Annotated in this window: 25 protein-coding genes; 11 read left to right on the top strand and 14 right to left on the bottom strand. The window is 70.3% G+C overall.

Annotated elements, in window-relative coordinates:
• Positions 1-116 precede the first annotated feature (116 nt).
• Genes IEY93_RS09890 through IEY93_RS09880 form a run of 3 tightly spaced genes read left to right on the top strand, consistent with a single transcriptional unit; the run spans position 117 to position 3400 of the window.
• Positions 117-1739 carry an NsdA family TPR-like regulatory protein gene (locus IEY93_RS09890; RefSeq protein ID WP_189162695.1) on the top strand — a complete coding sequence of 541 codons (1623 nt, stop codon included), beginning with the start codon at positions 117-119 and terminating at the stop codon, positions 1737-1739.
• Positions 1736-1942 carry a hypothetical protein gene (locus IEY93_RS09885; RefSeq protein WP_189162694.1) on the top strand — a complete coding sequence of 69 codons (207 nt, stop codon included), beginning with the start codon at positions 1736-1738 and terminating at the stop codon, positions 1940-1942. Before IEY93_RS09890 ends, IEY93_RS09885 begins: the two co-directional genes overlap by 4 nt.
• Positions 1943-1972: 30 nt before the next feature.
• Positions 1973-3400 (top strand): AAA family ATPase, encoded by a 1428-nt coding sequence (locus IEY93_RS09880; RefSeq protein WP_189162693.1) that lies wholly within the window; start codon positions 1973-1975, stop codon positions 3398-3400.
• Positions 3401-3556: 156 nt separating this feature from the next.
• Here IEY93_RS09880 and IEY93_RS09875 read toward each other — a convergent pair whose 3' ends face one another.
• The 4 genes from IEY93_RS09875 to IEY93_RS09860 all read right to left on the bottom strand — a co-directional run bounded on the left by IEY93_RS09875 (position 3557) and on the right by IEY93_RS09860 (position 6602).
• Positions 3557-4114 carry a hypothetical protein gene (locus tag IEY93_RS09875; protein WP_189162692.1) on the bottom strand — a complete coding sequence of 186 codons (558 nt, stop codon included), beginning with the start codon at positions 4112-4114 and terminating at the stop codon, positions 3557-3559.
• A gap of 31 nt (positions 4115-4145) precedes the next feature.
• Entirely contained in the window at positions 4146-4592 is a 447-nt protein-coding gene (locus IEY93_RS09870; RefSeq protein ID WP_189162691.1) for an MFS transporter, read from the bottom strand.
• Positions 4583-5428 (bottom strand): MFS transporter, encoded by an 846-nt coding sequence (locus tag IEY93_RS09865; RefSeq protein ID WP_189162690.1) that lies wholly within the window; start codon positions 5426-5428, stop codon positions 4583-4585. Before IEY93_RS09865 ends, IEY93_RS09870 begins: the two co-directional genes overlap by 10 nt.
• A gap of 259 nt (positions 5429-5687) precedes the next feature.
• Complete coding sequence (locus IEY93_RS09860; protein WP_189162689.1) at positions 5688-6602, bottom strand: NAD(P)-dependent oxidoreductase; 915 nt, start codon at positions 6600-6602, stop codon at positions 5688-5690.
• A 122-nt stretch (positions 6603-6724) separates the two neighbouring features.
• Between IEY93_RS09860 and IEY93_RS09855 the strand changes: the two genes are divergently transcribed.
• Positions 6725-7078, top strand: coding sequence for a winged helix-turn-helix transcriptional regulator (locus IEY93_RS09855; protein WP_189162688.1), 354 nt, complete (start codon positions 6725-6727; stop codon positions 7076-7078).
• Positions 7079-7108: 30 nt separating this feature from the next.
• Here the strand turns inward: IEY93_RS09855 and IEY93_RS09850 are convergent, their stop codons facing one another.
• A complete protein-coding gene (locus tag IEY93_RS09850) occupies positions 7109-7585 on the bottom strand; it encodes a MarR family winged helix-turn-helix transcriptional regulator (RefSeq protein WP_203968547.1) in 477 nt (158 codons plus the stop codon).
• Positions 7586-7678: 93 nt separating this feature from the next.
• Here IEY93_RS09850 and IEY93_RS09845 point away from each other — a divergent pair, with 93 nt between their 5' ends.
• Positions 7679-8779: a serine hydrolase domain-containing protein gene (locus IEY93_RS09845; protein WP_189162687.1), complete on the top strand. Its 1101-nt coding sequence runs from the start codon at positions 7679-7681 to the stop codon at positions 8777-8779.
• Positions 8780-8948: 169 nt separating this feature from the next.
• Here the strand turns inward: IEY93_RS09845 and IEY93_RS37970 are convergent, their stop codons facing one another.
• Positions 8949-9818, bottom strand: a complete 870-nt coding sequence (locus IEY93_RS37970; protein ID WP_203968546.1) for a hypothetical protein — start codon at positions 9816-9818, stop codon at positions 8949-8951.
• Between the two features lie 326 nt (positions 9819-10144).
• On the opposite strand from IEY93_RS37970, the gene IEY93_RS09835 reads away from it, so the two are divergent.
• Positions 10145-11029 carry a methyltransferase domain-containing protein gene (locus IEY93_RS09835; protein WP_189162686.1) on the top strand — a complete coding sequence of 295 codons (885 nt, stop codon included), beginning with the start codon at positions 10145-10147 and terminating at the stop codon, positions 11027-11029.
• Positions 11030-11291: 262 nt separating this feature from the next.
• On the opposite strand, the gene IEY93_RS09830 is transcribed toward IEY93_RS09835, so the two are convergent.
• The 6 genes from IEY93_RS09830 to IEY93_RS09805 all read right to left on the bottom strand — a co-directional run bounded on the left by IEY93_RS09830 (position 11292) and on the right by IEY93_RS09805 (position 18234).
• Positions 11292-12263, bottom strand: coding sequence for an FAD binding domain-containing protein (locus tag IEY93_RS09830; protein WP_189162685.1), 972 nt, complete (start codon positions 12261-12263; stop codon positions 11292-11294).
• Positions 12264-12399: 136 nt separating this feature from the next.
• Positions 12400-14805: a xanthine dehydrogenase family protein molybdopterin-binding subunit gene (locus IEY93_RS09825; protein ID WP_189162684.1), complete on the bottom strand. Its 2406-nt coding sequence runs from the start codon at positions 14803-14805 to the stop codon at positions 12400-12402.
• Positions 14802-15293, bottom strand: a complete 492-nt coding sequence (locus IEY93_RS09820) for a (2Fe-2S)-binding protein (protein WP_189162683.1) — start codon at positions 15291-15293, stop codon at positions 14802-14804. The genes IEY93_RS09825 and IEY93_RS09820 overlap by 4 nt, the downstream gene beginning before the upstream one ends.
• Positions 15294-15685: 392 nt before the next feature.
• Positions 15686-16138 carry a nuclear transport factor 2 family protein gene (locus IEY93_RS09815; protein ID WP_189162682.1) on the bottom strand — a complete coding sequence of 151 codons (453 nt, stop codon included), beginning with the start codon at positions 16136-16138 and terminating at the stop codon, positions 15686-15688.
• Positions 16139-16208: 70 nt separating this feature from the next.
• A complete protein-coding gene (locus tag IEY93_RS09810) occupies positions 16209-16388 on the bottom strand; it encodes a hypothetical protein (RefSeq protein ID WP_189162681.1) in 180 nt (59 codons plus the stop codon).
• Entirely contained in the window at positions 16375-18234 is a 1860-nt protein-coding gene (locus IEY93_RS09805; protein ID WP_189162680.1) for a PspC domain-containing protein, read from the bottom strand. The genes IEY93_RS09810 and IEY93_RS09805 overlap by 14 nt, the downstream gene beginning before the upstream one ends.
• Positions 18235-18367: 133 nt before the next feature.
• Between IEY93_RS09805 and IEY93_RS09800 the strand changes: the two genes are divergently transcribed.
• From IEY93_RS09800 to IEY93_RS09785, 4 genes are all read left to right on the top strand, one after another.
• Positions 18368-19555, top strand: coding sequence for an ATP-binding protein (locus IEY93_RS09800; RefSeq protein ID WP_189162679.1), 1188 nt, complete (start codon positions 18368-18370; stop codon positions 19553-19555).
• A gap of 46 nt (positions 19556-19601) precedes the next feature.
• The gene (locus tag IEY93_RS09795) at positions 19602-20234 is read left to right on the top strand and encodes a response regulator (protein WP_189162786.1); all 633 of its coding nucleotides are present in this window, start codon (positions 19602-19604) and stop codon (positions 20232-20234) included.
• Between the two features lie 205 nt (positions 20235-20439).
• Positions 20440-21153 carry a neutral zinc metallopeptidase gene (locus IEY93_RS09790; protein ID WP_229691013.1) on the top strand — a complete coding sequence of 238 codons (714 nt, stop codon included), beginning with the start codon at positions 20440-20442 and terminating at the stop codon, positions 21151-21153.
• Between the two features lie 62 nt (positions 21154-21215).
• Entirely contained in the window at positions 21216-22058 is an 843-nt protein-coding gene (locus tag IEY93_RS09785) for a CPBP family intramembrane glutamic endopeptidase (RefSeq protein ID WP_229691012.1), read from the top strand.
• On the opposite strand, the gene IEY93_RS09780 is transcribed toward IEY93_RS09785, so the two are convergent.
• Positions 22022-22750 carry a PIG-L deacetylase family protein gene (locus tag IEY93_RS09780; RefSeq protein WP_372444494.1) on the bottom strand — a complete coding sequence of 243 codons (729 nt, stop codon included), beginning with the start codon at positions 22748-22750 and terminating at the stop codon, positions 22022-22024. The two genes, IEY93_RS09785 and IEY93_RS09780, sit on opposite strands and share 37 nt — an antisense overlap.
• Positions 22751-23048: 298 nt before the next feature.
• On the opposite strand from IEY93_RS09780, the gene pcrA reads away from it, so the two are divergent.
• A complete protein-coding gene (pcrA, locus tag IEY93_RS09775) occupies positions 23049-25289 on the top strand; it encodes a DNA helicase PcrA (RefSeq protein ID WP_189162784.1) in 2241 nt (746 codons plus the stop codon).
• Positions 25290-25385: 96 nt separating this feature from the next.
• Here the strand turns inward: pcrA and IEY93_RS09770 are convergent, their stop codons facing one another.
• The gene (locus IEY93_RS09770) at positions 25386-26279 is read right to left on the bottom strand and encodes a hypothetical protein (protein WP_189162676.1); all 894 of its coding nucleotides are present in this window, start codon (positions 26277-26279) and stop codon (positions 25386-25388) included.
• Positions 26280-26310 lie beyond the last annotated feature (31 nt).

Here is a 26310-nt window from a genome sequence, read left to right as displayed (position 1 = left end):
CATCTGAGTGCGAAGAGTGAGTAAAGTATGGGGTGTGGCGAACGCCTGTTCGGGGGTCCGTGCGGGGCTACCGCCATGCGGCCGCTCGGGCCGGTGGCGATGTGAGGAGGCCGATCGTGACCGAAGGGCACCGTGTCCTGCTCTCCTGCGGCGAGCGCGGGCGCGAGCTGCGCGCCAAGGGTTTCACGTACGAGCAGATCGCCGACGTCCTGGCCCTCGACCTGCACGACAGTCCGCTGCTTCTTCACCGGTACGCCCATGGGCTCACCGCCGCCCAGGTCGTGGCCGCATTCAACGACCTCGACCCGGCGGGAACGGCCTCGATGCGCACCGCCCGGCTGTACGACCTGGAGGCCTGGCCGCAGAGCAGGCGCCGCCCCTCACCACGTGTCCTCGATCTGCTCGCCCGCATCTACAAGACCACCGCTCGACGCCTGGTGACCGAGCAGGCATACGCCACCTACAGCCCGTACGACCGCGAGCTGCTCGACGCCATCGATTACCGTCACCTCGACCCCTGCCAGCTCATCCACCTCAAGTCCGTCATGCCGGAAACCTCGCGTGTCAGCATGGAAACGACCGGCGCAGGCGGCCCGGTGGAGGTGAAGACTCCGGCCGTGACCGAGACCTCGGTCATGGCCGGTCCATCGGACTGCGTCGCCCTGTTCCGTGCCCTCACCGCCGAGGAGGCCGATGTGCAGCGACGCGAACTGCTCTTCGAACTGGCCGTGGTCCTGGGCGGCATCCCCGCCCTCCGCCTGCTCCGCCACCTCACCCCGGACGAGGAGACCCGCCTGGCGAACGTCATCAGAGGCGTCAGCCGCGTCGATTCCCAGACCGTGACCAGCATCGAAAAACTCATCGCCCACTGCTGGCAACTGGACGAGATGTACGGGCCGACCAGGCTGCTTCCCGTGGTCGATGCTCAGCGTGACCTACTGGTCCGGCTGCTACGGCACGGTTCTCCGCCGTCCGCACTCAGGGACCGGATTCTCGCCGCATGCTGGGCGGTGAGCCATCTCGGCGGCTGGCTGCGATATGACCTGCTCGACTACGCGGGAGCCATTAGTTGGTACCGGCAAGGGTTGGAGGCGGCGTACGAGCTGGGCGATCCGACGCTGCTCGCCCATGCCCACGACTGCCTGTCGCTCACCTATGGCTACCAGGGAAAGGCGACCGTCGCTCTCGACCACTCGTACGCCGCTCTGGCTTGGGTGAAGGAGTCACCGAGCAGGCTCCAGCGGGCCGCGACCTCGTTGGCACTCTCACGGGCACTGGCCGACGCCGGCAGAGGCGAGGACGGACTGCGTGCCCTCGACCGCGCCTACGACGACGCGGCCGCCTCTCGCACCGAAGCGGATCCCCCGCATCTGTACTGGTGCACCCCCGCCCACGTGCAGCGGAACGCCGGATACTGCCTGGTCGCCCTCAAGCGTGCGGACCAGGCGCTCAGTATTTCCACGAGAACACTCGCGGAGGTGGGAAGTGCGTACACCAGGACCCGGGCTTTCGTCACGCTGGAACTCGCATCCGCCTTGGTACAGAAACGCGAGATAGCCGCGGCGGCAGAGAAGATCGCCAACGCTGCCGAGCTGACGGCCCGGCACACCTCCCTCCGACTCGTCGACGCCATCCAGAAGACCAGACAACGTCTGACCCCCTGGGCGGGGAACGCCTTCGTCCGCGACCTGGACGAGAAACTCCGCCCACTCGGAGTGCCAACAGGAGGTCCAGCGTGACGCTGTTGCTGCGACTTCATGGTGTTGGAAAATTCCCACCTGGTGCCAAGACCGTAGTCTTAGGACGCTGGCAGTCCGCTGCCTCTCAGGTCGTCGCGCGTGCAGTCGTCGAGCATCTTCGGGTGGCGGTCGAGGCGCTCACCGTCAAGGCGGAGACGTGCGAAGGGAGGAGAGCAGAGGAGGATCCGGCGGACCGCTCATGACCGCGCAGCACTGATCTGTGGTGATATCTGATGTTGACCCGGCTAGAGGTGCGAGGGTTCAAGAACCTGTTGAACGTCGTGGCGGACTTCGGTCCGTTCACCTGCATCGCGGGTGCCAACGGCGTTGGCAAGTCGAACGTCTTCGACGTCATCGAGTTCTTGTCGTACCTGGCGACCGACACCCTGGTGGAAGCATCGCAGCGCGTCCGCGGAGTCTCCGGTGTACGCGGAGGGGACCCGCGAGACCTCTTCTGGGACGGCTATCGCGATCACCGGCGGTACATATCGCTGGCCGTCGAGATGATCGTGCCGACGGAGGTCGAAGATGATCTAGGAGCCGTCGCTCGTCCTACCGCGACCTTTCTGCGCTATGAGGTCGACCTGGAATACGCCTCTCCTGACGGTGAGAGCAGTGTCGGCCGCTTGGTCCTGGTGCGGGAGGAACTGCGGCACATCAATCGAGGCGCCGCGGCGAAGCACCTTCGTTTCCCGCACAGTGTGAAGAATTTCAGGAACGCCGTGGTCATGAACGAGCGTCGTGGTGGTGCCTTCCTGTCCACCGAGGAGAGGGGCAGCGGGACGGTCATCAATGTACACGGTGATGGTGGAAGCTTCGGCAGACCGCTTCCACGTGCCGCGACTCGGGCCGGCAGGACGGTACTCAGCACGGTCACCACCAACGACTATCCGACCATTCTGGCCGCACGCAGAGAGATGCAGAGCTGGCGTCGACTGGCGCTTGAGCCTTCGGCTCTGCGCGCCCCGGACGGCTTCGCGTCCGCACGTTCCCTTGAGACTGATGGTCGCCATCTGGCGGCAACGTTGTATCGCATAGCAACGGAAAGCGGAAGGGATGCCGGGAGTCCGGATGAGGATTCGGTTTACGCGCATGTGTCTGACCGTCTTTCGGATCTTTCCGGGGTAGGGGTGAAGAGCCTTCGGGTGGAGCCTGATCCGGTGCGGGAAGTGTTCACTCTCTTCCTGCAGGAACGTGGCGGGCTACGGTTGCCCGCCCGGGCGCTTTCGGAAGGAACGCTGCGGTTCTTGGCGCTTTGTGTGCTGCTGGAAGACCCTACGGTGACCGGACTCATCTGCATGGAAGAGCCGGAGAACGGAATAAATCCAGTCAACCTCCCGGCGATGGTCGAGTTGGTCCGGGACCTGGCGGTCGATGCGACGGAGAAGCCGGACGCGCTTAATCCGTTCCGGCAGGTCATCATCAATACCCATGCTCCCGGCGTCGTGCAACTGTGCGATCCTGACGACCTGCTGCTGGCCGAGGCGAGACCTTGGCGGGCCCCTGACGGATCGATCCGATCTGCGCTTTCTCTCGTTCCCTATGCCGGATCATGGCGCAAGGTTTCCGGGAAACCGACGTTCTCGGAAGCCGATATAGTCGCGTATCTCGTCGCGCCTCCTGGCGCCCAGTTGCGTCTTCCCCTGGACATGGTCGGGTGAGTGTTGCGAGCTTTTACCGGTCTTTTCGTCTCGGAAGGGACCTCTGACCTTCCACTCGCGGACCTCGTCGAATCTCTGTTCATCGACAGAGGTGTTGTGGTGCGCTTGAGCAAGCCGGACTTCGCGCCTTTGGGAGGCGTGGCCAAGGACGTGAGGTCACGACTGGAGGCGGGGATGAGATTGTTGCATGCTCCGGTCGATCTTCTGGTGGTGCATCGGGATTCCGACAACGCTGGTTACGACACCCGCCGAACCGAGGTTGAGAAAGCGACCAGGTCGCTCGGCGTCTTCTCGTCTCTGGTCCCCGCCATCCCGGTACGTATGACCGAGGCGTGGCTGCTTCTGGATGAGTAGGCCATTCGGGAGGTCGCCGGAAATCCGCGTGGGCGGCAGGACCTCAGACTTCCCAAGAGTCACGAGGTCGAGCGTGTCGCAGATCCGAAGAAGATGCTTCAGGAGTGCCTGCTCGTAGCGGCCGATTCGTCTGGGCGTCGGCATGACAGAACGGCGAAGCGCTTCACCCATCATCGGCGGCAGCTTCTGGAACGCCTTGATCACATGGGGCCCGTCTGTCAGCTTTCCAGTTGGAAGCGGATGATCGCGGATATCGACGCGGTCGTTCAGAGTTGGACGTAGCGTCGGATTTCGGCGCGGTGAGCCGGAGAGAACAAGCGTTGGGATCTGGCCGGCCGGATCCCGTTCGTCATCCGGCATCCCCCTGTGTAGGGATACGTACCCGCCTGGTTCAACCTTCGTCCCTGTTGATCTCGATTCGCCGGAGTGCCGGCAGCAGTAATGGCGCCAGCATCGCCACCGCGGCCACTCCGCCGCCGGTGACCGCGACGGCCGCCGTTCCCAACGCCACGGAGAGGAAAGCAGCGGACAACTGGCCGATGGGGATGGACACGGAGGACCAGAACTCGTCGTGGGCGCCGACTCGGGAGAGCAGGCGCTCCGGGATGTGGGTGTTGTTGACGGTCTCCCACGCGACGGTGAAGAACTCGACGGCCACGCCTGCCACGAACGCCGCCGCGGCCAGCCAGAGGGTGTTCGCGCCGGCGCCGAGCAGGATCAGCGGGACCGCGGCCAGCGACATCGACGCCAGTGCCGGTCCCATCGGCCGCCGCACCGTCAACCTCACCAGCACCACACTGGCCAGGAGCGCTCCGACACCCTGGACGCTCAGCACCACCCCCAGCCCTCAGCGCCGATCGTGTCCTTGGCGATCACCGGACCGAGGATCTGCCAGACGGCTCGATTGAACGCGTTGAACACGGCGAAGGCCAGCGTCACCGCCCAGATCCACGGTTGGGAGCTGAAATATCCCCAGCCCTCTCGCAGCGCGCCGAGCATCGTCGGGCCACCCTCAGCGCGCGGCGGCAGCGCCGGCAACGACATCCGGGCGAAGCACGCGGCGGCCAGGAGAAAGGACACCGCGTCCGCGCCGATCGCCCAGCCACCGCCCACGGAAACGGTCAGCAGCCCGGCTGTCGTAGGTCCGATGATGCGTGTGGCGTTCCGGACGGAGGCCAGCAGGGAGCTGGCCCGCTGAATGCCGCGTCCCGCCGCCAGATTCGCGACGATGCCGCGCAGCGCCGGTTTGGTGAGTCCCTGAAACACGCCGTTGAGGGCGGACAGCGGCAGCAGGAACGCCGGGTGCTGGTGGGCCAGGAGGACGAACGCGACACCCATCTGAGTGAGGCCGGCGCCCAGGCTGGTGAGGAACAGTACGGTGTCGCGCCGGTAGCGGTCGGCGATACCGCCGCCGACGAGGAGCATCGCGAGCATCGGTACCAGGGCCGCAGTGGTGACCGCGGACAGCCAGGCCGCGCTGTCGGTGACCTCAAGGACGCCGAAGGCCAGGGCGACAGGCGACATGAAACCACCGGCCATGGAGATCGACTGGCCGACCAGGAACCACCGGAAGGCAGCGGAGCGGAGCGGATGTCCGGACGCGAGGCCGGTACGGGGTAACGCGTCGCTTCCAGACGGTACAGGGTCTTGATCTTCAGGCGCGTCCGTCGGCACGAGGACCCACCGTGCCAGCGCACACCGGGCACCTCAAGCGGTTTTCCAGGGTGGCCGCACGTCCGGACGCCGAGGCCATGGCGGCGATTACGGGTGATTCACCGAGCTCGAAACCCCGAGATCGAGGGCTACGAAGTCGTCATCGGGGAGTCCTCAGTATGACTCCACGTGGTGCAGGAAAGCCTCACGTGGATCCTCGCCGTACGGGAGAAGCGGGCCGTGGACGCCGAGGAAGAGCAGCAGGCGTTCGCATGGCCGGTCATGCGGTGATCGGATCGTGTTCGACGAGGTCCTGCGGGTTCTGCGGGTGCTTGATGCTTTCGATGATGCGGGCGAAGCCTTCCTTGCCGTGGCCGGCGTCGATCTGGCGTTGGATGAGCCGCTGGACCATGGCGACCGCCTCGGTGCTGATGCCCTGGTCGGAACTGGCGGCCAGAAGGGTGTCGAGGGTGGAGAACTCCAGGCTCTGCTGCCCTTTGACGGTGTAGTCTCCGCCGTCGATGACCGCGGCGAACCCTTGGAAGGCGCCGGTCATGGCGGTCAGCCACGGTGTGGCCATGTCGGCGAACTGGCGCGCCGTCATGCCGGCCGGCGCGACCATGGCGGTGCCGTGCATGAACCCGGCGAACATGACGTACATGCCTGCGAGGAGGGCGAGATCGTACAGGGACGCCAGCCCGGCGTCCTCGCCGAAATAGGTGCTGGTTCCCCACAGGTCGAGCAGCGGCCGGTACTGGTGGAAGACATCGGCCGATCCGCTGTAGAGGACGGATGCCCCAGGTCGGCCGATCATCTGAGGTACGGCCATGATGCCGCCGTCCAGGTACGCGACCCCGGCTTGGGCGGCCCAGGCGGCCAGCTCCCGTGACTGAGCCGGTGACGACGTGGTCACGTTGATCAGGGTTCGGCCGGACAGTTCATGGGCGATCGGGTCGAGCACCTCATGGACCGATGCGTGGTCCAGCAGGCATACGATCACCAGTCGGCCGGCCCGGACCGCGTCAACGGTCGTGGCTGCGGCCTCCGCGCCCTGTGCGACGAGGCCGTCCGCCTTGCCTGGTGAGCGGTTCCAGACCGTCGTGGCGTATCCGGCCGTCACCAGGGCGTGTGCCAGAGCAGCACCCATCGCCCCCAGCCCGAGAACGCTCACCTGCACGTTGTTGTCGCTTGTCATTTCTGGTGGCTCCCCGCAAAGTTCTCCGTTCGGCTGGATCCTTTCCGCTGCCGGTAAATTTGACCAGTACCGACTATTTGGTCAGGTACTCACCTATAGGTAAGTACGTCTTGGAGGGGCGGATGGCGACGTCGGCACGGCGAGGTCCCTACTTCTGCGGCATCGACGCGGCGATGGACGTCGTCGCCGGCAAATGGAAGTCGCTGATCCTGTGGGAACTGCACCACCATGGAACCCGCCGGTTCGCCGAGCTGCGACGCGGTCTGCCGGGTGTCAGCGAGAAGATGCTGATCCAACACCTGCGGGAGATGGAAGAAGACGGGCTCGTGCATCGCGAGGTGTACCGCCAGGTGCCGCCGAAGGTGGAGTACTCCCTGACGGAGCACGGCGTCTCGCTCAACGCCGCACTGGCTCCCCTCGGAAGATGGGGCACCGAACGCATGGGGCGGATCGGGGCCGAAAAGGTCGGGAGCTAGCCGGGGAGTGACGTCGGGGAAATCGCCTGGTCAGTGGGGGCGGAGGCGGCGGGTGAGGAGGAGTTTCAGGGCGCCGGTCTCGTCGGAGAGGTGGTTGAGGGCGGCGAGCAGGCGTTCGGCCTCGGCCGGAGGGAGGGCGGCGAGGAGGCGGGTGGTGGTGGCGGCGCGGGCCGCGCGGCCTGCCTCGATGGCCTCGCGGCCGTGCGGGGTCAGCTCGACGTAGCGGGTGCGACGGTCCTCGGGGTCGGCGCGGCGGGTGACGTAGCCGATGCGCTCCATCTCCACCACGATCTTGGACGCGCCCTGGGCGGTCATGCCGAGCAGTTCGGCCAGGTCGGTGATCCGTACCGGGCCGGTGAGCAGGTGCTGGAACACGTACCCGTGAACCTCGCGCACTTCGGGGTGACCAGCGGTGGCCATCCGCTCGCGCACCTCGGCCTGGCTCGCGGCGGCGAGTGCGCTGAACAGCAGGGTCAGGTCTCCGGCGACCTCAGGCGTTGACGGCACACGTACCAGTGTCCAATACTCAACTAGGGTTGAACAACTCTGGTTGAGTAACTCCGGTCGTCGAACCGGCGGCGGGCGGGAAGAGGGGCCATCGTGTTCTGGGATCCGGCTTTCGAGGACGTGGTGCGGGCGTTCAGGGAAACCGTGGGCACGGGGCCGGGGGGTGCGCTGGCCGTCAGTGTGCACGGCCGCCGGGTGGTCGATGTCTGGGGCGGCACGGCCGACGAGGCCGGCATGCGGCCCTGGGAGCCGGACACGGTGGTGAACGTCTTCTCGGCGACCAAGGGCGTCGTCGCCGCGCTGGCGCATCTCGTCGCGCGCCGCGGTCTGTTCGACCTGCACGCCCCGGTCCGGCGGTACTGGCCGGAGTTCGCGGCGGACGCGACCGTGGCCGACGTGCTGTCGCACCGCGCTGGGCTGCCGGCGGTACGCGAACCGCTGCCGCCGGGCAGTCTGTACGACTGGGAGGTCATGACGGGAGCACTCGCCCGGGAGAAGCCCTGGTGGGTGCCGGGCAGCAGCCACGGGTACCACGCCGTCACCTTCGGCTGGCTGGCCGGAGAGGTGCTGCGCCGGGTGACCGGCCGGACCGTCCGCGACCTGGTCGAGAACGAACTACGCGTCCCTGACCTGTCGATCGGGTTGCCCGCTCGGCGCGCGGTGAAGGCGGCGTACGTCCCCGCGCCGCAGGCCGGTCCACTGCCCGATGGCTCGCCGCTGCTGGCCGCCATGGCGGACCCCGAGTCGATCACCGCGAAGGCGTTCTTCAACCCGGCCGACCAACTGACGCCAGGGTTGGTGAACACCGCCCGGTGGCGGGCCGCGCAGGTGCCCGCGTCCAACGGGCACGCCCACGCCCGGGCGCTGGACACCCTGTACGCGCGGCTTGTCAGCGGTGAGCTCATCGGAGCGGCGGCGCTCGCCGAGGCGACGGCCGTGCGCAGCGACGGCCCGGACGAGGTGCTCCATGGGCGCACGCGGTTCGGCCTCGGGTTCATGCTGCCGAACGAGGTGCGGCCGTACGCGCCGGCCGCCGGAGCGTTCGGCCACCCCGGTGCCGGGGGCGCGCTCGCCTTCGCCGACCCCGGGTCCGGGCTCAGCCTGGCGTACACCCCGAGTCGCACGATCATCAGCCCGGCCGGCCCCGACCCCCGCTGGCCGCCGATCGTCGAGGCGGCCTACGCCTGCCTGTGACTTTGCGGCGGATCGACGGCAGCCCGTGGGCTGCTTCGGCTGACCAGGGAGCCGAAGGGAGTGAACATGGAGATGTGTGCCGGCCTGATAAGCCCCGTACGAGCGAGTGGGCTTTAAGCGTGATGAGAGGCGCCGTGTCCCCGCGCAGGGACACGGCGCCTCTCATTGTTCAGCAGTTGGGGATATCTTGGCCAGAATTGTCCTTGGCTTCGTCGTTGCCCCATTTCGCGAGATAGTACGCGGAAACGTAGGCGCCGTTGCCGTTCTTGCCGGGGTTCGTGCGGTCCAGATCGGTGCGCAACCACCAGTGGTTGAAGTCGCCGCCGTGCCGGACCTCGGCGCCCCACATGCGGCAGTAAACGTAATTGGTGCCCTTGTTGAGGGTGCCCTGGGGGTCGTTGGTGTTGGGCTCCCGGTAACCGGTCGCGTTGGAGAAGGTGTCCACCCAGAACTTGCCAGGGCTGGGGTTGCCGCCGCCGCCGAGCACCCGCGGCCGGTAGGCGTGGAACTGGCTGCCGGCCTTCAACCCGTAGGTGAGGACGCGGTGGTCGGTGCCGTACCCGCCGCGCTGCTCGTACGCCCAGTAGGACGTGTGTCCAGGGTTGGCCCACTGCTCGAAGATGACGGCGTGCCGGGTGTTGCTGTCGCCGATGGCGTCGATGACCAGGTCACCGGGCAGCAGGGCGGACATGGCGATCGGGCTGCTCACCGACGGAGAGGCGAGCGTCACGGTGTTCACGCCGGGAGGCTTCAGCCCGAGCGCCATGGAGGCGTAGCCGGAGCAGTCGGTGCGGTAGCCGTTGTGGTAGGCGTGCTGGTTGTACGGCACGCGCTGCGGAGTGCCCGGATTCCAGGTCTTCGCGCGGGCGATGACGCTCTCCCGGGTCACGTCCGCCGCGGTGGCGCGGCCGGAGTGCGGGGATCGGGAGGCGATGGTGGCGGCGGAGGCGGTGAGAGCGCCGGCCGCCGTGAACGACGCCACCGAGACGACGGCGACTCCCGTGATCGCACAGCGGATGAATGGTCGCTTGCTGGACATTACACCCCTTGTAAATCCGATTGTCAGTGACCGACGCTATCACTGGAGCCGGCCATCGGATGGAGGTGTGCACCGGAAATATTGGGAGCCGGTACCACGATTCTGTGCCGAAAATACAAATGAGTCGTGCGGAGATGAATGAAAGCAATCCGCCCGCGCCTCGAATATGAGATCAATGCCATCAGGCGGGACGGCGCGAGAGGCGTACCTTTCCGGCTGGTCACGGTGCAGAACGGTGCGTTACGGCATGCGGGTTCGCCGACGGTGTGACATATCCCTCTTCCGGTGTTATGGCGTGGTGGCCCGGGGAGGATGACCATGTGGTGATGACCTCCTCGCCTCACCCGCCGGACGTCGGTGGCCGACCGGATCCGACCGCCGAGCCCGGTGGGGAGTCCGCACCCGCCCGCGGATACCTGCTGGACAACGCGCGCGCCGAGGCGGGTGAGCGGTTCGTCTGGCTGGCCGAGCTGTTCGACGGCGTGACACGCGCGCACTTCGATCGGCTCGGAGTGCGGGCCGGCTCGCGCTGCTGGGAGGTGGGGGCCGGTGGCCGCAGCATCCCGGAGGCGCTCGCGGCGACTGTCGGTCCGACCGGGCACGTACTGGCCACGGACATCGACCCGTCGTGGCTGGAGGCAGGCGAGGGGTACGAGGTGCGTCGGCACGACGTCGCCGCTGATCCGCCCCCGGAGCCGGGGACGTTCGATCTGGTGCACGCTAGGCTCGTGCTGGTCCATGTACCCGACCGGGAGCGAGCCCTGGCCACGATGGTGGCGGCGCTACGGCCCGGCGGCTGGCTGCTGGTCGAGGACGCCGATACCGCTCTGCAGCCACTGGCGTGCCTGGACGACAGCGGCCCCGCGCAGCGGCGGGCCAACCGGCTGCGCGACGCGGTCCGGGAGTTGCTGGCGCGCCGCGGCGCGGACCTGCGCTACGGCCGGACGCTGCCGCGGGCATTGCGCGAGGCGGGCTTGGTGGACGTCGCGGCGGCGGGCTCGTTCCCGGTCGGCGGGCCGGCCTGTGACCGGTTGGAGGCGGCGACCATACGGCACGTGCGCGGCGAGCTGCTCGCCGCAGGGCTGACCGACGACGCCGAGATCGACGCGCACCTGGCCGCCATCCACGCCGGCGAACTCGACCTCACTCTCGCCCCGCTGATCTCGGCCTGGGGCCGCCGTCCGGCAGAGCACGCGCCGACACCTGGGTAGTGCGCTGTCCAGGAACGCTGCCCGGGTCGGACGCCGTAGCCGGCGCCGGCATCGCCGTACCACGACCCGCTGCCGATCACGTCCAGCACATGGCCGGAGTGGGGAGCCGCGCCCGGTGAACGTATGCGGTCACCGCATGAGGTGCCCCAGGTAGGCGAGCCGGCCGTGGAAGGAGATGATCCGGACCGCGCCGGCTCCCGGCAGGATCCTGGCGGTGCCGGGGGCGGAGCGTCGGGTCGCGGTAGTGGGTGGGCGGGTGGGGTCAGGCGGGGGTGGTGGCGGACAGTAGGGCGCGGTGGGTGAGGACGCGGGCGAGGTGCCTGCGGTACTCGGGGCTGCCGTGCAGGTCGGCCGGGGGAGAGGTGCCCTCGGCCGCCGCGGCGGACGCCTCGCGCAGCGCGCTGTGTCCGCCACCTGGGCCGCAGCCGTTGCGGGTGTCGAGCCCGGCCCCGGGCCCGGCGCCGTTCGGGGTCGCCGCGGCGTACCCGGTGGCGGAGCCGTTCAGCTCGACCCCGGCACAGGCGGCCTCGACCTGTGTGGCGCGCACGGGAGTGGGGCCCATGTTGGTCAGCGCGACCCGGGCCTCCTCGACGCGACGCGGCCCGCCGCCCGCGCCGCCGGAGACGCGGACGGCCGCCGCGACGCCGACGGTGGCCCATGCCTGGGCGGTGCGGTGGAACTTCTCGTAGTGGAAGCCCCACCCCTCGCCCAGCTTGGGCACCCGGACCGCGGCCAGCACCTCGCCCGGCCCGAGCGCGGTCTCCAGGTAGTCGAGGAAGAAGTCGCGTGCCGCCACCACCCGCTCGCCGGAGGGCGAGTGGACCACGAACTCCATGTCCAGTGCGACCGCCACGGCGGGCAGGTCACCGGCCGGGTCCCCGTGGGCCAGCGAGCCGCCGAAGGTGCCGCGGTGCCGTACGGCAGGGTCGGCCACGGTGGCCGTGGCCAGCGCGACCAGCGGGCACTCGGCGTGCACGATCGGTGAGCGGAGCACCTCGTCGTGGGTGGTCGCCGCGCCGATCAGCACGTGGCCGTCCTCGTCCCGGATGCCGCGCAGCTCCGGAAGGCGTCCGATGTCGACGAGCACGCTCGGGTAGGCGAGCCGCAGGCGCAGCAGCGGCAGCAGCGACTGCCCACCGGACAGCACCTTGGCGTCCTCCCCGGCGTCGGCCAGCGCGGACACCGCCTCCTCCAGCGAGGACGGGCGGACGTAGTCGAACGGCGCGGGGATCATCGGACGCCTCCTGCAGATGCCGAACCAGATGCCGAACCGGATGCCGAACCGGATGCCCAACGGACGGTGGTGCCCCGGGCCGTCGGACCGGCGGACGGAGCGACCGGCGGCGTCCTATGGCCGGGGGCCGGCGGGGTCATGAGGTCGCTCCTTGGACGGCGCGCCAGATGCGTTCGGGGGTGCAGGGCATGGGGACGTCGTGCACTCCGTACGGGCGCAGGGCGTCCACGATGGCGTTGACGACGGCCGGGGTGGAGGCGATGGTGCCCGCCTCGCCGACGCCCTTGACGCCCAGCGGGTTGGAGGTGGCCGGTGTCTCGGTCCGGTCGGTGACGAACTCCGGCAGGTCGGCCGCCGACGGCAGCAGGTAGTCGGCCATGGTGGTGGTGAGCAGGTTGCCCTCGGCGTCGTACACGGCCTCCTCGTACAGCGCCTGCGCGATGCCCTGGGCCAGCCCGCCGTGCACCTGACCTGCCACGATCAGCGGGTTGACGACCTTGCCGATGTCGTCCACCGCCACGTACGACCTGATCTTCGTGGCGCCGGTCTCGGTGTCCACCTCGACGGCGCACAGGTGCGTTCCGTGCGGGTAGGAGAAGTTCTCCGGGTCGAAGGTCGCGTCGGAGTCCAGGCTCGCCTCGACCCCTTCGGGCAGGTCGTGCGCGGCGAACGCCGCCAGCGCGACCTCCTGGATGGTCCGGCCGGAGTCGGTGCCGCGCACCCGGAATGTGCCGCCGTCGAACTCGATGTCGTCGGCGGACGCCTCCAGCAGGTGGGCGGCGATGTGCCGGGCCTTCTCCTTGACCTTGTCGCACGCCCGCACCACGGCGATGCCGCCGACGGCCAGCGAGCGCGAGCCGTAGGTGTCCATGCCTTTGTGCGAGATCGCGGTGTCGCCGTGCAGCACCGAGATGTCCTCGAACGGCACGCCGAGCGCGTCGGCGACGATCTGGCTCCAGGCCGTCTCGTGTCCCTGCCCGTGCGGGCTGACGCCGGTGATGACCTCGACCTTGCCGGTGGGCAGCATGCGTACGGAGGCGTGCTCCCATCCGCCGGCGCCGTAGCTCAGCGAGCCGAGCACGCGGCTCGGGGCGAGGCCGCACATCTCGGTGTACGTCGACACGCCGATGCCGAGCTGCACCGGGTCGCGCCGGTCGCGCCGGTCGGACTGTTCGGCGCGCAGCTTGTCGTACCCGAACAGCGCGAGGGCCTTCTCGGTGGCCGCCTCGTAGTTGCCGGAGTCGTAGGTCAGGCCGGCGATCGTGGTGTAGGGGAACTCCTCGTGGGTGATCCAGTTGCGCCGGCGCACCTCGATCGGGTCCAGGGACAGTTCGGCGGCCAGCTCGTCCATCAGCCGCTCGATGGCGAACGTGGCCTCCGGGCGGCCGGCGCCCCGGTAGGCATCGGTGGGCATCTTGGTGGTGAACACGCCTGTGCAGGTGAAGTCGTAGGCGTCCATCTTGTAGATGCCGTTGTACATGAACGCGCCGAGGATCGGGATGCCGGGCGTGACCAGCATGAGGTACGCGCCCATGTCGGCCAGCAGGTCCACCCGCAGCCCGCGCAGCCGCCCGTCGGCGTCGGCGGCGAGCGCGACGCGCTGGAGCTGGTCGCGGCCGTGGTGGACGGTCAGGTTGCCCTCTGAACGCGACTCGGTCCATTTGACCGGTTTGCCGAGGCGCCGGGCGAGCAGCAGCACCAGCACCTCCTCGGCGGTGACCTGGAGCTTGGAGCCGAAGCCGCCGCCGACGTCCGGGGCGACCACGCGCAGCCGGTGCTCGGGGATGCCGGTCACCTGAGCCAGCATGATCCGCAGGATGTGCGGGATCTGTGTGGCGGAGTACAGGGTGAAGTGGTCGCCTTCGCTCTGCGCGACGACGGCCCGCGGCTCCATGGCCGAGGGGATGAGCCGCTGCTGCACGTAGGTGCGTTCGATCAGCACGGGGGCGTCGCGGAACGCCGCGTCGATGTCGCCCTCGGCGTACTTCCAGGTGTAGGCGCGGTTGCCGGCCTCGTGGACCTTCGCCGAGTCCTCGCGCAGCGCCGCCGTCATGTCGAGCACGGCGGGCAGCGGCTCGTAGTCGATCTCGATGGCCTCCAGCGCGTCGGCCGCTCTGTACCGGTCGGTGGCGACGACGCAGGCCACCGCCTCGCCCGGGTAGCGCACCATGTCCACGGCCATCGGCGGGTGCTCGGGCAGCACGATGTCCTCGGTCACCGGCCAGGCGCACGGCAGGCCGCCCTGCTCGGCGGCGAGGTCGTGCCCGCTGAACGCGGCGACCACGCCGGGCAGGCCGCGGGCCGCGGAGGTGTCCACCGAGACGATGCGGGCGTGCGCCATCGGGCTGCGCAGGAACGCCACGTGCAGCATGCCCGGAAGCTGGTGGTTGTCGGTCCAGTGGGTGCGCCCGGTGACCAGCCGGGCGTCCTCCTTGCGCCGCCGCGCCGCGCCCACCTCGTGCCGGTCGGGGGCGGGCTCGCCCAGCATGCCGCTCTCGGCGATCTGCCGGCCGACCAGGCCCGCGTCGAGTTCCTCGGTCATCGGCCGCGCACCGCCTCCGCGTCGCCGCTCATGGTCTGCGCCCCGCGGCGTACGGCGCGGACGATGTTGCTGTAGCCGGTGCACCGGCACAGGTTGCCCTCCAGGCCGTGCCGGATGGCCTCGTCGGAGGGGTCGGGGTCGTCCCGGAGCAGGTCGAGAGCGGCCATGATCATGCCGGGGGTGCAGTAGCCGCACTGCAGGGCGTGCTCCTCGTGGAAGGCCCGCTGCAGCGGATGCCACCGGTCGCCCTCGGCGAGGCCCTCGATGGTGAGCACGTCGCAGCCGTCCGCCTGGACGGCGAGCACCGAGCAACTCTTCACGCTGGTGCCGTCGAGCATGACCGTGCAGGCCCCGCAGTTGCTCGTGTCACAGCCGATCGGCGTGCCGGTCTTGCCCAGCCGGTCGCGCAGGAGGTGGACCAGGAGCAGGCGGGGCTCCACCTCCTCCTCGTACGTGACGCCGTCGACGGTGACGGTGATACGGGCCATGGGTCCTCCAAGCGCACGCCGGCTGGTTGAACTATTGCCGTGCGCAGCCCGGCGCGAACCCCGCCGGAGGTGCCGTGCCCCGGCCCGGGAGCCGGGCGGCGCCCCAGCCGCGAGGAGGTACGGCGGCGAGCGCACAGACGATGAGGGAGGTGAGTGAACTGATCCGACACATGCGAAACTACGCCGCTGATCTCGCCGGTCAACCCCCCGCGCCGATGCTCGCCTCGGCCCTTCGGGGACGACGGTCCGCCGGACGAGCACCTTGGCGTCCTGCCCGGCGTCGGCCGGCGCGGACGGGCGGACGCGCGGGCCATCTGGCGAGCCGAAGCCCGCGGGCCGGGGCGGAAGGCGCTCGCCGTGCTCTCGGGCCGTTGGAAGGCGCCGGCCTGTAATCAGGCCAGAGGGAAGGGGAGGCCGTGCTCTTCTGCCGGGCGGGGGCCGAAGAGGCAGCGGTCGGCCTCGGTGATCGCCAGGTCGTTGATGCTCGCCTCGCGCCGCCGCATCAGGCCGTCGCCGTCGAACTCCCACAGCTCGTTGCCGTAGCTGCGCCACCACCGCCCCTCGGCGTCGTGGCACTCGTACTGGAAGCGCACGGCGATGCGGTCGCCGGTGAAGGCCCACAGCTCCTTGCGCAGCGCGTAGTCCAGCTCCCTGGCCCATTTGCGGGTGAGGAACGCGACGATCTCGTCGCGGCCGGTCACGAACTCCGCGCGGTTGCGCCAGACCGAGTCCGGCGTGTACGCCTGGGCCACGCGTTCGGGATCACAGGTGTTCCACGCGTCCTCGGCGGCCTGGACCTTCGCCCGGGCGCTGTCTTCGTCGAACGGCGGTGTCGGTGGTCTCATCCCGGGCCCCTTCCCCCGCGTGACCACCGCCACTCTCGCAAGCCGGGAGAACAGGGCCCGCCCCCGCGGGTCAGCGCTTGCGGAACGCCTTGGTGAGCACCCCGATGAACCCGGCCAGGCCGAGGCCGATGATCAGGATGGGGATCATGGCCTCGGGCGCGGGCCCGGGGCCGCTCACGTACCGGACGCCGACGCCGACGAACAGCAGCCCCGCCAGCAGTGACAGCCAGTCGGTCCTATGCCGCCTCACGGCTCACCTCCACATCCCCGACGCCGGCCTCGACGTGCAGCTCGATGATCGGGACGCCGCCCTTGGGCGTGACGTCGGGTTCGAGGGTCTTGACGTGCCGTACGTCCGCGCCGCTCTGCACGGTGTGCTCGATCTTGACGTCGCCGAGCCGTGTGTACCCGAAGACCTCCACGCGGGCCGTGGGGGGCACGAAGACCTTGAGCTCACCTACGGACACCGAGGCATCGAAGCGGGTGCGCGACCCTGGGGGGAGCTTGGTGTGCCGCAGGTCCAGCGTGCCGTCGCCGATGCCCACCGCGTACGACGGCATGATCTGGGAGGTCTCGACCGGCGCCCAGGTGTAGCTGCCGATCTTGCGGGGGATGCCGCTCACCGTCGACCCGGCGACCAGGAGCAGGGACAAGATCGTGCCGGTGGCCACCAGGCCCGCGCCCCGGCCGAACCAGGTCGCGATCAGCAGTCCGGCGCCGATCGTGATGAGGATCGCTCCGCCGACCACCGACACGTTGAACTGACTGGTGGGCGACTGCGTGGCGACCATGATGCCTCCGACCATCAGGGCGGCGAACATCGTGATGCCGCCGATGTAGGACTTCTCGCGTTCCCGCCGCGGTCTGCCGGTGCGTGCCGCCGCCCCGCCGTAGACCCAGGCGGGCGGCTCGTACTGGCGTTGGGAGTCGTAGTGCGGGCGGTAGGGCCCGCGCGGTGCGAACGGCTCGCCCGAGGAGTCGTACGCGCCCGCCGGCCGCCGCGCGGCGGCTCCGGCCAGGTCGGCCAGCCGCCGGTACTCGGGCTCGGGCGCCGCGGCTCCGGCCCACCCGGCCCCGGCCGCCGTCGTACCGGGGCCGCTCCCATGGCCTGCGGGGTGGCTCGCCGTGTACGTGGGGCTCTCGGCGCCGGTGCCCGCGGCCGGGGGCGCGTCGGCGATCGTCGCCTGGTCCGGGCCGGGAGAGGCGAAGGCGGCGGTCGCCGGCGGGGCGTCCTGCGGGGTGCGACCGGGAACAGTGTGCGCGTCCGAGGCCGTGGCGGACGCCGCCGCCGGTGGCGCCGCCGTGTCCTGCGGTGCGCTGGTGTCATGGAGCGCTGAGGTGGCCGGCGCTGGGGGCGGCGGCGCGGCGGCGGAGGTGGGTCCGGAAGCGCCGAAGGCGGGAGATCCGAAGGCCGGTGCGCCGGAGGCGGGAGCTCCGGAGAAAGGTGCGCCGGGAGCGGGTGCGCCAGAGCCAGCTGCGCCGGAGAAAGCCGCGCCCGGGTACGGCGCGCTGGCGGAGGGAGCGCCGGGGAAGGGCGCGGGGCCCGGCTGGGCGAACGGGCGCTCGCCGCCGAAGGGCCGTCCCAGCCAGTGCTCGGGGGCCGGGTGGGTGCCGCGCCTGCCCCTGATCCGCTCCGGCAGGCTCCGGGTGAGCGTCAGCAGGTCGACGCCGCGGGCGTGCGCCGCGAGCAGGGCGACCGCCAGCAGCGTGGCCACCACGACCGAGGCGGTGCTGATGCCGTCCGCCGCCAGGTTGATGATCAGCCCGACCGCGAAGATCGCCGCGAGCAGGGCCATGACGGTGTCGGTGTCGAAGACCCTGCGGGTCCACTGCTCGACGAACCCGGGCCCGCCGCTCGGGTGCCGCATGAGCAGGAACGCCGCGATGTACAGCATGATGCCGATGCCGGACCCGACCACCAGGGCGGCGAAGCCCACCCGGAACAGGACGGGGTCCATGCCGGTGTAGCGGCCGAGGCCGGCGCACACCCCGGTGAGCAGGCGCCCTTCCTCGCTCCGCATGAGCACGCGCTCCTCGTTCGGGGGAGCGGAGCCGTCCGGCTCCGTCGGCGTGCCGGCATCGCGTACTTCGGTCATGGCACCATCCTGGCGGCGCGCGCGACCACCTCACCATCCGGGAGACCCCTGACTCGTCCCCGACCGGTCAGGGCAGGAGTCAGGGGACGCCCTGATGCGCGCACCCCCTGCGACATGTGACGATGCAGGGGAGATGTCTGAGACCCCCACCATCCCCGAGGCCTACCCCCGCCTGGTCCGTCCGCAGCGCGGCCGGCTCGTCGCGGGCGTCGCCCAGGGCGCCGCCGCACAGCTCAAGCTCGATCCGGTCGTGCTGAGGCTGGCCTTCGTGCTGCTCACCATCCTGGACGGGCTCGGCCTCCTCGCGTACGCGGCGCTGTGGATGTTCACCCCGCAGGAGCAGAGCGAAGGTGAGCCGCCGGCCCGCGACTGGGGCCAGATCGCCGCCTACGCCGTGCTCGGCACGGCGCTCACGGCGTTCGGCTGGGTCACCGGCGCGTCCACCGGCGGCATCGGCACCTGGTCGATCGCGCTCGGCGGCATCGGCACGCTGATCCTCTGGCAGCAGGCCGACCCCGGACGCCGCCAGCGGTGGATGACCGACGCGGTCCGGCAGGTGCGCCGGTCGTGGATCCGTACCGGCATCGGCCTGCTGCTCGTCGTGGCCGGCGGCGCCGGGTTCCTGGCCGCCCAGGGCAAGCTCGCCGAGGCGCGTCCCGGCCTGATCTTCACGGCCGTCGTGGTCGGCGGCCTGGCGCTGATCGCCGCGCCGTGGCTGGCCGGGCTGTGGAAGGAGTTGCAGAAGGAGCGCCGCGAGCGCATCCGGCAGGAGGAGCGCGCCGAGATGGCGGCGCACGTCCACGACTCGGTGCTGCACACTCTCACGCTGATCCAGCGCAACGCGCAGGACCCGTTCGAGGTGACCCGGCTGGCCCGTTCGCAGGAGCGTGAGCTGCGCAACTGGCTGTACCAGCCCAAGGCCGACGCCGACGCCACCATGGCGGCGGCCGTGCGCCGGGCGGCGGCGGAGATCGAGGACGAGCACGGAGTGCCCATCGAGATCGTCTGCGTGGGCGACTGTGACCTGGACGACCGGCTGCGCGCGATGCTGCAGGCCGTGCGGCAGTCCATGGTGAACGCCGCCAAGTACTCCGAGGCGACGGTGATCTCGGTCTACGCGGAGGTCGAGGCGGGCGAGGTGACCGTGTTCGTCAGAGACCGCGGCAAGGGTTTCAATATGGATGACGTGCCGGACGATCGCATGGGCATCCGCCAGTCGATCATCGGCCGCATGGAGCGCCACGGCGGCTCCGCCCGGGTCAAGACCGAGCCGGGCGAGGGCACCGAGGTGATGCTGACGATGAAGCGGGAGCAGCAGTGATCCGCCATCTGCCCCCGAAGGGGAGAAAGCTGTGAATGCCGTGAACATGGTCAAGGTCCTGATCGTCGACGACCACCGGCTCTTCCGGTCGGGGGTGCGCGCCGAGCTGGGCCCGCAGATCGAGGTGATCGGCGAGGCCGAGGACGTCGAGTCCGCGGTCTCCGCCATCGAGGCGCTCAAGCCGGACGTCGTCCTGCTCGACGTGCACATGCCGGGCGGCGGCGGCCAGGAGGTGCTGCGGCGGGTGCTCGGCTCCGGCTCGCCGGTCCGGTTCCTGGCGCTGTCGGTGTCCGACGCGGCCGAGGACGTGATCGGCGTGATCCGCGGGGGCGCCCGGGGGTACGTCACCAAGACCATCAGCGGCCGGGAGCTGACCGACGCGATCGTCCGGGTGGCCGAGGGGGACGCCGTGTTCTCCCCGCGCCTGGCCGGCTTCGTGCTGGATGCCTTCGCCTCCACCGAGGCGCCGTCGATCGACCCCGAGCTCGACTCGCTGACGACGCGGGAGCGCGAGGTGCTGCGGCTCATCGCGCGGGGTTACGCCTACAAGGAGATCGCCAAGGAGCTGTTCATCTCGGTGAAGACCGTCGAGACTCACGTCTCCTCTGTCCTGCGCAAGCTCCAGCTCTCCAACCGGCACGAGCTGTCCCGCTGGGCCACCGCCCGCCGCCTCGTCTGACCCCTCCGAGTCCCCTCCGAGTCCCCCTCACCCCTGGCATCGCCGGTCGTCGCCCGCTCGCGTCGGCGGGCCGAACGCGTCACCCCCCACGAGGCTTCCGCTCGGTCAGGGCATCGTCCAGCCGGGCGGTGAGGTCTGTCGCACTCATGGTGCTGATGGACGGGAACGGTGCACGACCCGGTGACGGGTCGGCAAGGATGGTTTTGTGACACCTCGCGTAGTCGTTTCGTTCGTACTCGCCGCGCTGCTCACGGCAAGCTGTGCCCCCTCGCAGCCGGACTCCCCGGAACAACCCCCCGTCTCGTCCACTCCCGACGCCGCCGAGTCCGCCACCTCCGAGCCCGACCCCGGGCCGTCCCAGCCGCTGGGGCAGACCCTGGAGGAGGACGTCGAGCTCGCGCGCACGCTCGCCGAGCGCTACTGGGAGGGGGTGTTCCAGTCGTCCGGGCGCACCTACCGGCCGCTGACCAGGTTCGAGGCGTACTCGGGCTCGGACGGGCCCGACTGCGGCGGCCAGCCGGCGGTGCCGGAGAACGCCTTCTACTGCCCGGTGGGCCACTTCGTCGCCTACGACCGGCAGTGGCTGCAGTCGCTGTACGACGAGAAGGGGGACGGCGCGGTGTACGTGATCATCCCCCACGAGATCGGCCACGCCGTGCAGGCTCAGCTCATGAGCGACTTCACCCTCAACCGTGATCGCGAACTGCAGGCGGACTGCTACGCCGGCGTCGCGCTCAAGGGCATCATCGACGCCGGGCAACTGCAGGCCGAGGACGGCGACGAGGAGGAACTGCTGACCAACCTCGCGGCAGCCGGTGACCCGACCGACGCCTGGTGGCGCCCGGACGCCCACGGCACTCCGGTGGCACGCCAGCAGGCCTTCGCCCGCGGCTACAACGACGGCATCGACGCCTGCTGATGCCCCACGTCCCGACGCCCGCCCCGTCGCCCGCCCACCGCCCGGCGGCTCGCACGGCTCCCGTGGCTCCTGTGCCCGCCGCGCGGCTGCTGCTGCCGGCGGCCGGGGTGCTCGTGGCGGCGAACGTGCTCAACAACCGGGTCGCCCGGCGGCTCGCGCCGCTGACCTCGGCCGTCTCGGCGGGCGCGCTGGTGCTGCTGGCCCGGCGCGCCGGGCTGTCCTTCGCCGAGATGGGGTTCACCGGTGGGCGCAGGGGCGCGATCATCGGCGGGTCGCTCGCGGCGGCCGTGGCCGCCGGGTACACCGCCGGGGTGCTGCCGCCCGCCACGCGGCGCTACTTCCGCGATCAGCGGGCGCTCGGCCTGTCACGGGCCCGGCTCGCGGAGGAGGTCCTGCTGCAGGTGCCCATAGGTACCGTCCTGCTGGAGGAGGTCGCGTTCAGGGGTGTGCTGCCCGCCGCGCTGCGCCGCGCGTACGGGCCGGTCGCCGCGGTCGCGGGCTCCTCGGCGCTGTTCGGGCTCTGGCATGTCCTGCCCGCCCTCGACATGGCGGCCGCCAACCCCGCTCTCGGCGACCTCGTCCAGCACCTCGACACCCCGCCCCGCCCGGAGGCCCCGGCGAACGAGACCCCGGCGGGCGGCGGTGTGGTGGCGAGCGAGGCGGCGTCCGGTTCGCCGGCCGGGCCGGCGGCCGGGCGCGCCGCGGGAGTGGTCGCCGGGTCGGTGGCGGTCACCGGCGCGGCCGGCGTGCTGTTCTGCGAGCTGCGGCGGCGCGGCGGGCTAATGGCTCCGGCACTGCTGCACCTGGCCACCAACACCCTCGGCTTCGCCGCCGCCCGCGCCACCCGCCACCTCGACCGCCGCCGTGGTCAGGCGGTGGAGACGACCTGGAAGGCTTCGGCGTAGGAGCCTTCGGGGAGGCCGGCGGTCTTGGCGTTCGCGCCGAGCCAGCCCCTGACGAACTCCTCCAGCTTGTCGTCCATGTGCCCGACCTGGCTTTGGTGGGCCCGCAGCGCGGCGAGCTTGCGGTCGATCGTGGAGGTGATGTCCACGTGGTGGTCGGCGTCCTGCCCGCCGCTGAGCCAGACCTCGCGTACGGTCCACGCCTCCAGCCCTTCCTCGCTGAGCAGCTCGGGGAAGGCGTACGGGTTGCGCGCGTCGGGGTAGACCGCGTCGAGGGTCGCGCCGCCGACGGCCCGGTGGTCGGGGTGGGTGGGGCCGAGGCGCACGTAGTTGCGCTCGGGGGTTGAGGTGATCACCCGGTCGGGGCGCACCTGGCGGATCACCCGGGCGATGTCGCGGCGCAGGGCCAGGGTCTGCTCCACGGTGCCGTCCTTGTAGCCCAGGAAGCGCACGTCGTCGACGCCGACCTGCTTGGCGGCCTCGATCTGCTCGGTGCGCCGCAGCGCCGCCATGCCGCCGTTGTCGACCTCACGGTCGAACCCTCCGGCGTCGCCGTCGGTCACCAGGCAGTACACGACGCGGATGCCCTTCTCGGTGAACGTCGCGATGGTGCCTGCCGAGCTGAAATCCACATCGTCGGGGTGAGCCATCACCGCGAGCACGGTGCCGATCTCGGCGTCGTCAAGTACGGTCACGATCGTCCTCCTAGGGTCTCTGGCCGCAGAACAAGCGGTGTGGTGGTGATATTTCCGCATACGGCGGGCTGAACGGCCCCCAGGACCGGCCTGATCGGTTCCGTGCCTGGTCAGCGGCTCGCAGCGGAAATCGGTCCACTTCCGGACAGGGAGCGGCCGCGAGGCCGGCCCCGGCGGAGTGGCGTACGGCGCGGTGCGCGGGGGCATGAGTGAGGGGGAAGCGGCGCCCATTGTCGGTGGGCGGTCATAACCTAGGGGCGTGTCGACCCGAGCCGTGAACCGCACTGTTGATCATCCGCTGCTCGACGGGCTCAACCCGCAGCAGCGGGACGCCGTCGTCCACGAGGGCACTCCCTTGCTCATCGTGGCGGGCGCGGGGTCGGGCAAGACGCGCGTGCTGACCCACCGCATCGCCTACCTGCTGTCCGAGCGGGACGTGCAGCCGCAGGAGATCCTGGCGATCACCTTCACCAACAAGGCCGCCAAGGAGATGAAGGAGCGGGTCGACCGGCTCATCGGGCCGAGGTCCAGGGCCATGTGGGTGATGACCTTCCACAGCGCCTGCGTCCGCATCCTGCGCCGCGAGGCCAAGCGGCTGGGCTTCACCTCCAGCTTCTCGATCTACGACCAGGCCGACTCCCAGCGGCTCATGGCCATGGTGTGCCGCGAGCTCGACCTCGACCCCAAGCGTTACCCGCCGCGCACGTTCTCGGCCCAGGTGAGCAACCTCAAGAACGAGCTGATCGACTACGAGACGGCGGCGGGCAAGGCCCAGACCCACCTCGAGCGCACGCTCGCCGAGGCGTACGGCGCCTACCAGCGCAGGCTCACCGAGGCCGGCGCGATGGACTTCGACGACATCATCATGCTGACGGTCACCCTGTTCCAGCTCTTCCCGGACGTCGCCGAGCACTACCGCCGCCGCTTCCGGCACGTGATGGTCGACGAGTACCAGGACACCAACCACGCGCAGTACATTTTGATCAGAGAGCTGGTCGGCCACCCCGAGCTGCGCACCGCCGACGGCGATCTGGTGCGCGAGGGGGCGGCGGTCCCGCCGGCCGAGCTGTGCGTGGTGGGCGACGCCGACCAGTCGATCTACGCCTTCCGCGGCGCGACCATCCGCAACATCCTGGAGTTCGAGCGCGACTATCCGAACGCGCGCACGATCCTGCTGGAGCAGAACTACCGCTCCACCCAGACCATCCTGTCGGCCGCGAACGCCGTGATCTCCCGCAACGAGAGCCGCAAGCCCAAGAACCTCTGGTCCGACCAGGGCGCCGGCCCCAAGATCGTGGGGTATGTCGCCGACAACGAGCACGACGAGGCCATGTTCGTCGCCCAGGAGGTCGACCGGCTCGCCGACGACGAGGGGGTCACCCCCGGCCAGGTCGCGGTCTTCTACCGCACCAACGCCGCCTCGCGTGTGTTCGAGGAGATCTTCATCCGCACCGGCCTGCCGTACAAGGTCGTCGGCGGTGTGCGGTTCTACGAGCGCAAAGAGGTCCGTGACCTGCTCGCCTACCTCCGGGTGCTGGCCAACCCCGCCGACACCGTCTCGCTGCGCCGCATCCTGAACGTCCCCAAGCGGGGCATCGGCGACCGGGCCGAGGCGATGATCGAGGCGTTCGCCCTGCGCGAGCGCGTTCCGTTCTACGAGGCGATGGGCCGGGCGGACGAGGCGCCCGGCCTGGCCACCCGGTCGCTCAACGCGATCAAGGAGTTCGCCGCGCTGCTGGAAGAGTTGCGTGGCAAGGAACTGCCGATCTCCGAGCTGGCCGAGGAGATCCTGACCGCCACCGGCTACCGCACCGAGCTGGAGACCTCCGGAGACCCGCAGGACGAGAGCCGGCTGGAGAACCTCAACGAGCTGATCTCCGTGGCGCAGGAGTTCGAGGGGGCCAACCCGGACGGCACCCTGGTCGACTTCCTGGAGCAGGTGTCGCTGGTCGCCGACGCCGACCAGATCCCCGAGGGCGGCGACCACCAGGGCGTGGTCACGCTGATGACCCTGCACACCGCCAAGGGGCTGGAGTTCCCGGTGGTCTTCCTCACCGGCCTGGAGGACGGCGTCTTCCCGCACACCCGCTCGCTCGGCGAGCCCCGCGAGCTGGAGGAGGAGCGCCGCCTGGCCTACGTCGGCATCACCCGCGCCCAGCAGCGGCTCTACGTCTCACGGGCGGCCGTGCGCAGCTCGTGGGGCGCCCCGGCGTTCAACCCCGCCTCGCGGTTCCTGGCCGAGGTGCCGGCCGACCTGGTCGACTGGCGCGGCGACCCGGCCAAGACCGCGTGGAGCGCGGCCACCCGGCGCGACACCCGCAGCGAGGGCCGTGCCCCGGCCGCCGCCGCGCCGCGCCGCGCTGGCGGTCGGGCGGTGCCGAGTCTTGGCCCCGGTGACCGCGTCACGCACGACCAGTTCGGGCTCGGCACCGTGGTCTCGGTCGACGGCGTCGCCGAGAAGACCAAGGTCAAGGTCGACTTCGGCTCCGGCGGTGAGAAGACCCTCCTCCTCGCCTACGCCCCCCTCGAAAAGCTCTGACCCGTGCCGGCCCCTTCGCCACCCTGAGGTGCATGATCGTCCGTGCGTCATGGCGCGCGGACGATCATGCGGCTCGTGGCCGGGCCTATGGACCGGTCAGTGCTCGCGGGCGGCCAGGGAGCCGACCTTGGTGGTGTAGTCGGGAGTGACCTCGGGGAGGTCGCTGGTGAGGTCTTCCTCGTCCACGACCAAGGTGGCCGGGGGCGCGGTGATGACCGCCTTGCCGCCCCACGCGGTGTAGCGGCTGTCGACGCCGATGGCCGCCTGGTACTTCGACTCGCTGGGCAGCTCGAGCGTCACCTGGAAGCGGCGGGGGAGCTGGTCGGCGCCGACCCACAGCTTCCACGGCAGCACGAGCGGCTTGCCGCTCTTGATGCTCTTGGCGAGCGGGGCGAGGCCCGGGGACACCTTGGCCAGCGCCGACAGCGGGACCGTTCCGGTCAGCAGGGTCGTCCTGGCGCCGCCGACCATCCCGCCGCGGCCCTTGTGCTTCGTGCCGGCCAGGGTGGTCCTGAGCACCTTCGGCTGCAGGATGTCCACCATGTTGGTGTAGGGAATGGCGTCGGAGGTGCGCACCCAGGTGCGGCCGGCGGGCAGCATCGCGTCGTACAGCGGGCTCTTCAGGTACGTCTTGCCGCCGACCGCGACGACCCGGATGGAGGAGGTGGGCGTACCGAACAGGATGTCCGCGACCTTGGTCTTGGTGTCGTAGGCCTCCACGCCGGACGTGCCGAGGCGCAGGGTGCCCACCTGCCGGTACCGGGAGAACTCCTCCCGGTCGACGGTCAGCCGGGTGGTCTCGTCCAGGTGGACGGAGGTCTTCTTGGCGAGTTGTGCGCGCAGGGCCTCGACCGGGTTCGCGGGGGCCTTCTGCGGGGTGCGGGTCGCCGTCATGGTGGCCTGGGGGCCCGAGTGCGCGGCGGCCGGGACGGCCAGTGCCAGCGCGGGCGCGACCGCGGCGGTCGCGGCTAAGGCGAGAAGTCGTGTCATCTGGGTGGTTTCTCCCGTTGTTTCCCTCGCC

It is taken from the genome of Sphaerisporangium melleum (assembly GCF_014646695.1).
GTDB lineage: Bacteria > Actinomycetota > Actinomycetes > Streptosporangiales > Streptosporangiaceae > Sphaerisporangium > Sphaerisporangium melleum.
The sequence above is the reverse complement of the archived record's forward strand: the minus strand, read 5'-3'. Positions and strand labels throughout refer to the sequence as shown.

Bases quoted from the DNA above. Each gene is read 5' to 3' on its own strand.
- IEY93_RS09830 (WP_189162685.1), bottom strand. From the start codon at position 12,263: ATGATCCCCGCGCCGTTCGACTACGTCCGCCCGTCCTCGCTGGAGGAG.
- IEY93_RS09835 (WP_189162686.1), top strand. From the start codon at position 10,145: ATGACCTCCTCGCCTCACCCGCCGGACGTCGGTGGCCGACCGGATCCG.
- IEY93_RS09820 (WP_189162683.1), bottom strand. From the start codon at position 15,293: ATGGCCCGTATCACCGTCACCGTCGACGGCGTCACGTACGAGGAGGAG.
- IEY93_RS09875 (WP_189162692.1), bottom strand. From the start codon at position 4,114: ATGCCGGATGACGAACGGGATCCGGCCGGCCAGATCCCAACGCTTGTT.
- IEY93_RS09795 (WP_189162786.1), top strand. From the start codon at position 19,602: ATGGTCAAGGTCCTGATCGTCGACGACCACCGGCTCTTCCGGTCGGGG.
- IEY93_RS09855 (WP_189162688.1), top strand. From the start codon at position 6,725: ATGGCGACGTCGGCACGGCGAGGTCCCTACTTCTGCGGCATCGACGCG.
- IEY93_RS09825 (WP_189162684.1), bottom strand. From the start codon at position 14,805: ATGACCGAGGAACTCGACGCGGGCCTGGTCGGCCGGCAGATCGCCGAG.
- IEY93_RS09800 (WP_189162679.1), top strand. From the start codon at position 18,368: ATGTCTGAGACCCCCACCATCCCCGAGGCCTACCCCCGCCTGGTCCGT.
- IEY93_RS09880 (WP_189162693.1), top strand. From the start codon at position 1,973: ATGTTGACCCGGCTAGAGGTGCGAGGGTTCAAGAACCTGTTGAACGTC.
- IEY93_RS09805 (WP_189162680.1), bottom strand. From the start codon at position 18,234: ATGACCGAAGTACGCGATGCCGGCACGCCGACGGAGCCGGACGGCTCC.
- IEY93_RS37970 (WP_203968546.1), bottom strand. From the start codon at position 9,818: ATGTCCAGCAAGCGACCATTCATCCGCTGTGCGATCACGGGAGTCGCC.
- IEY93_RS09770 (WP_189162676.1), bottom strand. From the start codon at position 26,279: ATGACACGACTTCTCGCCTTAGCCGCGACCGCCGCGGTCGCGCCCGCG.
- IEY93_RS09815 (WP_189162682.1), bottom strand. From the start codon at position 16,138: ATGAGACCACCGACACCGCCGTTCGACGAAGACAGCGCCCGGGCGAAG.
- IEY93_RS09860 (WP_189162689.1), bottom strand. From the start codon at position 6,602: ATGACAAGCGACAACAACGTGCAGGTGAGCGTTCTCGGGCTGGGGGCG.